The sequence below is a fragment of the Rhodococcus sp. 06-470-2 genome (assembly GCF_002258235.1).
Taxonomy (GTDB): Bacteria; Actinomycetota; Actinomycetes; order Mycobacteriales; family Mycobacteriaceae; genus Rhodococcoides.
Map to the genome: position 1 here is coordinate 43,652 of NZ_NOYB01000045.1, position 6,278 is coordinate 49,929.

Below are 6,278 nucleotides of genomic sequence, written 5' to 3' on the forward strand. Positions count from 1 at the left end.
GCTCTCTATCTGAAATCGTTGATGCGACCGAACCGCGCGGCCGCGATCGGGTTGGCATCGGCCACGAGATCGTCGAACCGGTAGTTGGCGATCTTGGCAATCTCGATCATCGCGAACGACCGCTCGGCCGACGGTGCGTTCTCGACGCGAGACCAGCCGTTGGCCAGGACTCGATCGTAGCGTTCGGTCTCCCGCGCGCAGATCACCAGCGGGAAGCCGAAGTGTTCCCTGTACTCGGCGGCGAGTTGGACGATGTTGTTGTGTTCGTCCTCCTCGAGGTTGGACAGGCCGACGTGATCGGCCGCGTTGAGGGTGCCGGTGGCGTCCTCGCTGCCGAGATCGGGGTAGCTGTTGATCAGCTCGATCTGTTCCTCGGTGGTGCCGGCCAACAGTGCCTCCTGGAAGGCCTCGCGCAGACCGTGCGCATCGGCGAAAGGGCGCTGCTGGTAGGCGCGTTCGACCACCCACGGAGTGCCCTGCACCAGGCCGCCGAACGTGGCGGCGAAGTCCTCGGCGGACATCTCGTTGACCCTGTCGAGGGTGATGCCTTTACCCGGACCGCCTGCAACCGCCTGGCCGCGGTTGCCGATGTGGAAGAACAACACGTTGAGCACGATCGCGGACACCGCGCCCAGAACGATGCCGCTGCCGAACAACATCTCGAGCCAATCCGGCACGCCCTCGGAGACCGACGGTTGAATGGTCACCAGCATCGCCAGTCCGAGACTGGTGGCCACGATGATCAGGTTGCGATGATCGGTGAAGTCCACCTTCGACAGCGTCTGGATTCCGACCACGGCGACGGTCGCGAACAGCGCCAGCGCGGCACCACCGAGTACCGGTGGCGGGATGGACGCGACGACCGCCGCGGTCTTGGGCAGCAGGCCGAGCAGGATCATGATGCCGCCGGCCGCGGCGACGACCCACCGACTGCGCACACCGGTCAGGCGCACCAGACCCACATTCTCCGAGAACGCCGTGTACGGGAACGAGTTGAACGTACCGCCGATGACGGTGGCCACTCCGTCCGCCCGCAGAGTCGCTGCGATGTCGTCCTTCTTGATGCGCTTGCCGACGATCTCACCCGTCGCATACACACTGCCGGTGGTTTCGACGGCGATGATGAGCATGACGACGATCATCGAAATGATCGCGATGACACTGAATTTGGGTACTCCGAACAGGAAGGGTTGGGTGAAGCCGACCCACGATGCATCCGAGGTGCCGTCGAAGTTCATGTCTCCCAGCACGAATGCCACAGCGCTTCCGATCACCAGGCCGAGCAGCACGGCGATGGTGGCCATGAAGCCCTTGAAGAAACGTTGGATCAGCACGATGATCAGCAGCGTGCCGATCGCGTACGCCATCCACCGGCCGTTCGTCGGATCCTGCTCGTGCGTAGCGGGATTGGTCACCGCATCGTTGACGGCAACCGGGAGCAGCGCGACACCGATGATCGTGATGACGGTACCGGTCACCACCGGCGGGAAGAACCGCAGCAGCTTGCTGAAGTACGGAGCCATGAAGAAGGTGACGAGTCCGGCGACGATGACGGCGCCGTAGACGTACAGCAACCCCTCGGTGCCGCCGCCGTTCGCCATCGCGATCGCGATCACCGGAGAGACACCGGCGAACGTCACACCCTGCAGCAGCGGGAGTCGAACGCCGACCTTCCAGAATCCGACCGATTGAATGATCGATGCGATGCCGCAGGTGAACAGATCCGCATTGATCAGGTGGATCAACTGTTCGTTGGTCAGTCCGATCGCGCTGCCGATGATGATCGGTACCAGGACAGCGCCTGCGTAGAACGCGACGACATGTTGGAACCCGTAGGCGGCAAGTTTCGGAACGGGAAGCACTTCGTCGACAGGATGGACACGTTTGCGTGTGGTGGGCTTGACGGACATGGGTGGGCACCTCGCGGAAGCAACAGGGCAGGATTCCTGCGACGCTGCAGGAGAAGTGCACTAAGAATCAGCCATCACGCCTATCCTCGCTAGTCGAGCGCGCACAAACTTCGGGGCGTACTCGACGTGGACGTTGTGCGAACATCCAAGACTCCACCCAACGGAGAAGGGAGCGATCGTGTCGGACCTGGCCGTCGGAGTGCTACTGGCCGCCGGTGCCGGAACGCGATACGGATCGCCCAAGGTTCTCGCCCACGACGGGCTGTGGTTGCGGACGGCGGTGCAGGCGCTGCGCGACGGTGGCTGTGATCGCGTGGTCGTGGTTCTCGGCGCAGCAGATGCGCCCATGCCCGACGGCGTGATCGCGGTGCACACGCCCCACTGGAACCAGGGCATGAGTGCCTCCTTCACCGCCGGTTTGGCGGCGACGGCGGACGCGGAATACGCGGTGGTGCACGTGGTCGACACCCCGGACGTCGGACCCGAGGTGGTGCGGGCAGTACTCGCCGCCGCGCGGGAAACCGGTCTCGCCAGGGCCGTGTTCGACGGCCGTCCCGGCCATCCTGTCGTTCTGGCGCGTCGACACGTGGACGCAGCCGTGGCATCGGCATCGGGAGACTCCGGTGCCCGAGACTTCCTGCGGGGAAGAGACGACGTCGTTGCCGTCGAATGTTCGCACTGGGCAACGGGAATCGATCACGACTATCGGTGAGCGCCCGGTCGGAGGATTCGAGCGGCAACGGCGTCGATCATGCCGTCGAACTGATGACCACCGGTCGGGAACTCGACCACCGTCGCCGACGGAAGAGCCTTCGAGTTCAGCGCCAGGTGAGAAATGGGAACCACGTCGTCGTCCCCGCAGTGAAGCAGCGTCAGGTCGGTCTCGGGCTCCTGGGTGGTGAACGCGTAGTCGGCGACGTCCCACCCACGCGGCGTCCAGTCCGGCATTGCCAACAGAGTGGCTCGCAGGGGTCGCTCCCGGCGATGTTCTGCCAAGACCCTGACGAGGATCGATGCGCCGAAAGAATGCGCAATCACCGCATCGTCGGGTCCGAGCCGGTCCAGGTGCTGCCGAACCGGTTCGGCCCAGTCCTCGAAACCCATCGCGGTGTCGGGCAGCTCCGGCATCCGAGGGTCGAGGCGCAGAGCCTGCGCAAGCCCGTTGGCCAGCGGTGCGTCGTCGACGAATCCGCCGGCACCGTGAACGAACAGAAGTCGGCCGACCATGCTGTGGTCCTTTCCTCGGCAATGCCGTCATCGGAGATGACCGAACTGCGGCCGTGAATTCACCGGTTGACTCGGATTCGGGGTCCGTGCGAGCATCGGCGGCAGCGTCGCGTGTCGATGACGGACTGCGTCAGGCATGGAGGCGTCGTACTGCCCAGGAGCAGCGCATGTCCATTTCGTTCGATCACACCATCATCGTGGCGAAGAACAGTTCCGACTCTGCGGCGTTCTTTCGCACGCTGTTCGCTCTGCCGGAGGCACCGTCGTGGGGGCCGTTCGTCAACGTGCAACTCACCGACGGCACGCTCGTTCAATTCGCCGAGCCTCCCTTCGACGATATTCAGTTCCAGCACTACGCCTTTCGAGTCAGCGACGATCTGTTCGATGCGGCCTACGCCAGGCTTGTCGACCAGGGCGTCGAGCACTGGGCCGATCCTCGGATGACCGAACCCGGCACTGTCAACACCGGGCACGGTGGCCGCGGAGTGTACTTCCGCGACCCGACCGGTCACTTCTTCGAGATGCTGACGCACTCGTACCTGCCGACGCCGGGTGAGCCGGTACCGTAGCCACCGTGGCCGAGCACCAGCATGTTTCAATGACGAGATCTGCCTACGACACCGTCGCCGAAAGCTACGCCGACCTCGTCCGCGACGAGCTCGACGGCCGACATCTCGAGCACGGATTGTTGGCGACATTCGCGGCCCGGGTACCGAGCGGGTCCGTTCTGGAGGTGGGCTGCGGATCCGGCCGCGTCACCGCGGAGCTGCACCGCCTCGGCCTCGACGTAGCGGGAATGGATCTGTCGCCCAACATGATCGAGGTCGCTCGGCGCGAACATCCGCACCTGCGATTCGGTGTCGGATCCATGGAGGCGTTGGACGCGGGGGACAGCTCCGTCGCCGGGATCGTTGCCTGGTACTCGATCATCCACACCCCTCCGGCGCACCTGCCTGCCGTGTTCGCCGAACTGCATCGAGTGCTCATGCCCAACGGTTCACTGCTCTTGGCATTTCAGTCCGGCGACCAGCGAGTGCGGCTCGAACACGTCTACGGGCACTCGGTCTCCTACGACGCCTATCGACTCGACCCCGACGCAGTCGCGGGCATGCTCGTCGACGCGGACTTCGAGGTGGACGTGCGCGTGCATCGAGCCCCGATGGGGCACGAACCCACGCCTCAGGCGTATCTGTTGGCCCGCACACCAGCAACGCGGTCGTGATTTTCGGACCGGATGCTGCGCTGCCACATCGCCCTGCGCGAATCGTCGTCGCGGGGACATCCGGTTCCGGCAAGACCACGCTGGCCGCGCGCCTCGGGTGCCTGCTCGGCATCGAACACATCGAGATCGACAGCCTGTTCCACGGACCGAACTGGACACCGCGTCCGACCTTCGAGCACGACGTCGACGAGTTCGTTGCACGTTCTTCGTGGGTCACCGAATGGCAGTATGTCCGAGACCGTCTCGCCGACCGAGCCGAGCTGTTCCTGTGGCTCGACCTACCCCGTCGAACAGTTATGCGGCAGGTGACAATTCGGACGCTACGCCGCAGGTTCGGTAGGCGTGAGCTGTGGAACGGGAACATCGAGCCGCCACTGCACCGCATCTTCCTCGACCGTGAACACATCATTCGATGGGCGTGGAACACCGATCGGTCGACCACCGAGCGGGTGCGGCAACTGAGTGTGCGCCGCCCTGAGCTGACGATTGTCCGCTTCCGGTCGCATCGGGACGTGGACGCGTGGATTGCGCGCCAACTCATTCCTCTCGCGCGTCACTGAGCGGCAGGTGCGGTCAGCAGCCCAATTGTGTTGCCAGAGACTCGATCGAGTCGACGCTGTGGGTCCAGTCCGACTCCGCGGCGAGGTCGGCGGTCTGGCTCGGCCCGTGTTCGAGTGGACGGGCGACGAAGGCCGTAGCGAACCCGCAGTCGGCTGCTGCCACGAGATCACTGTTGTGGGCAGCGACCATCATGCATTCGCTCGGCTCCAGACCCAGAATCTCCGCGGTGCGGAGATACGCGTCGGGCATGGGCTTGTACGCCTGGACCGGTTCTGCACCGAGGATCGCGTCCCACGGCAGTCCAGCGTTCTTGGCCATGTCGAGAAGCAACGAGATATTGCCGTTGGAGAGCGGGGCGATGATGAAATCGGTCCGCAGTCTCGTGAGACCGGGCACCGAGTCCGGCCACGGATCCAATCGGTGCCACACGTTGTTCAAGGATGCGACGTCGGCGTCGTCGAGCTGAACGTCGAACTCCGACAGCACGACTCGAAGAGACTCGAGATGAAGTACGTCGAGCCGCGTGAACGGTCGACTACCCGACCTGACCTGTTCCATCGCCGGTTGATACAGGCTGCGCCAGCGGTCGGCGAATGCATGACTGTCCACGTCGGAACCACACAGAGATTCGACCTCACGGGCCACACTGGTGCGCCAATCGACCACCGTGCCGAACACATCGAACAGAAGCGCCTTCAACGATCCCTCTTCTTCTTCTTCTTTTTCTCGTTCTTGGAATGGCCACCTGCCGACAGCACCGCACCCGCCAACGGAATGAGAAGGAAGAAGAGCCAGTTCTGATCGAAGTCGGTGAGGAAGAACAATGCCAGGGAACCGAATATCACCACCGGCATCACCACTGCACGCCAGTCGATACCGGTTCCGGCCGTTGCCGGAACGGGCGACGCCCCGGTCCGAGCAGGTGCCTGGGCCGTACCCGGCGTCGCGGGGAGATCGACGAATACTGTGTCGAGCTCCCCACGCGTCGTGGCCGAAGCGATAGTGGCACTGCGCTCGTCGAACTCGGGAACCGTGAGGCGACCCTCGCTGAAGTGCAGGCTCAGCGCGTCGAGCGCCTTTTCCCGATCAGCTGTACCGATACGAATTTCCGGAAGCTCGGACACTGCTACAGGGTAACGCTATCCAAGGCCCGGATTCGAGCCAAAATTCGCATCGCTACCGATATGTCGTTATTTGATTTCTGCGAGGACGGTGCCTTGGGTGATGGCGTCGCCTGCGGTGACGGTCAGGCCGGTGATGGTGCCTGCTTTGTGGGCGTTGACGGGGTTTTCCATTTTCATCGCTTCCAGGACGGCGATGAGGTCCCCGGCCTCGACGGTGTGGCCTTCGTCGACAGC

The 6,278-nt window shown here is 63.8% G+C and carries 9 protein-coding genes; 4 read left to right on the forward strand and 5 right to left on the reverse strand.

Annotated elements, in window-relative coordinates; translation table 11 throughout:
• Positions 1–5: 5 nt before the first annotated feature.
• Positions 6–1,910, reverse strand: a complete 1,905-nt coding sequence (gene uraD, locus CH276_RS25750; protein WP_094628560.1) for a 2-oxo-4-hydroxy-4-carboxy-5-ureidoimidazoline decarboxylase — start codon at positions 1,908–1,910, stop codon at positions 6–8.
• 175 nt (positions 1,911–2,085) lie between these two features.
• On the opposite strand from uraD, the gene CH276_RS25755 reads away from it, so the two are divergent.
• The gene (locus CH276_RS25755) at positions 2,086–2,622 is read left to right on the forward strand and encodes a nucleotidyltransferase family protein (protein ID WP_094628576.1); all 537 of its coding nucleotides are present in this window, start codon (positions 2,086–2,088) and stop codon (positions 2,620–2,622) included.
• Here the strand turns inward: CH276_RS25755 and CH276_RS25760 are convergent.
• A complete protein-coding gene (locus CH276_RS25760; RefSeq protein ID WP_094628562.1) occupies positions 2,613–3,137 on the reverse strand; it encodes an alpha/beta fold hydrolase in 525 nt (174 codons plus the stop codon). The two genes, CH276_RS25755 and CH276_RS25760, sit on opposite strands and share 10 nt — an antisense overlap.
• A 167-nt stretch (positions 3,138–3,304) precedes the next feature.
• Between CH276_RS25760 and CH276_RS25765 the strand changes: the two genes are divergently transcribed.
• The 3 genes from CH276_RS25765 to CH276_RS25775 are packed head-to-tail and all read left to right on the forward strand — an operon-like array spanning position 3,305 to position 4,919.
• Positions 3,305–3,706, forward strand: a complete 402-nt coding sequence (locus tag CH276_RS25765; protein WP_094628578.1) for a VOC family protein — start codon at positions 3,305–3,307, stop codon at positions 3,704–3,706.
• A 29-nt stretch (positions 3,707–3,735) separates the two neighbouring features.
• Positions 3,736–4,359 (forward strand): class I SAM-dependent DNA methyltransferase, encoded by a 624-nt coding sequence (locus CH276_RS25770; RefSeq protein ID WP_094628564.1) that lies wholly within the window; start codon positions 3,736–3,738, stop codon positions 4,357–4,359.
• Positions 4,359–4,919, forward strand: coding sequence for an AAA family ATPase (locus CH276_RS25775; protein ID WP_094628580.1), 561 nt, complete (start codon positions 4,359–4,361; stop codon positions 4,917–4,919). The genes CH276_RS25770 and CH276_RS25775 overlap by 1 nt, the downstream gene beginning before the upstream one ends.
• A gap of 13 nt (positions 4,920–4,932) precedes the next feature.
• Here CH276_RS25775 and CH276_RS25780 read toward each other — a convergent pair whose 3' ends face one another.
• From CH276_RS25780 to CH276_RS25790, 3 genes are all read right to left on the reverse strand, one after another.
• A complete protein-coding gene (locus CH276_RS25780) occupies positions 4,933–5,619 on the reverse strand; it encodes a haloacid dehalogenase type II (RefSeq protein WP_094628566.1) in 687 nt (228 codons plus the stop codon).
• On the reverse strand, positions 5,616–6,044 hold the full coding sequence (locus tag CH276_RS25785) for a DUF1707 SHOCT-like domain-containing protein (protein ID WP_094628568.1): 429 nt from the start codon (positions 6,042–6,044) through the stop codon (positions 5,616–5,618). Before CH276_RS25785 ends, CH276_RS25780 begins: the two co-directional genes overlap by 4 nt.
• Before the next feature lie 66 nt (positions 6,045–6,110).
• Positions 6,111–6,278, reverse strand: a 168-nt coding sequence (locus CH276_RS25790; protein WP_141214784.1) for an acetyl-CoA carboxylase biotin carboxyl carrier protein subunit, incomplete at its 5' end; no start/stop codon positions are given.

Coding starts and splice junctions, on each gene's coding strand:
- uraD (WP_094628560.1), bottom strand. CDS start 1,910: ATGTCCGTCAAGCCCACCACACGCAAACGTGTCCATCCTGTCGACGAA.
- CH276_RS25760 (WP_094628562.1), bottom strand. CDS start 3,137: ATGGTCGGCCGACTTCTGTTCGTTCACGGTGCCGGCGGATTCGTCGAC.
- CH276_RS25765 (WP_094628578.1), top strand. CDS start 3,305: ATGTCCATTTCGTTCGATCACACCATCATCGTGGCGAAGAACAGTTCC.
- CH276_RS25770 (WP_094628564.1), top strand. CDS start 3,736: ATGACGAGATCTGCCTACGACACCGTCGCCGAAAGCTACGCCGACCTC.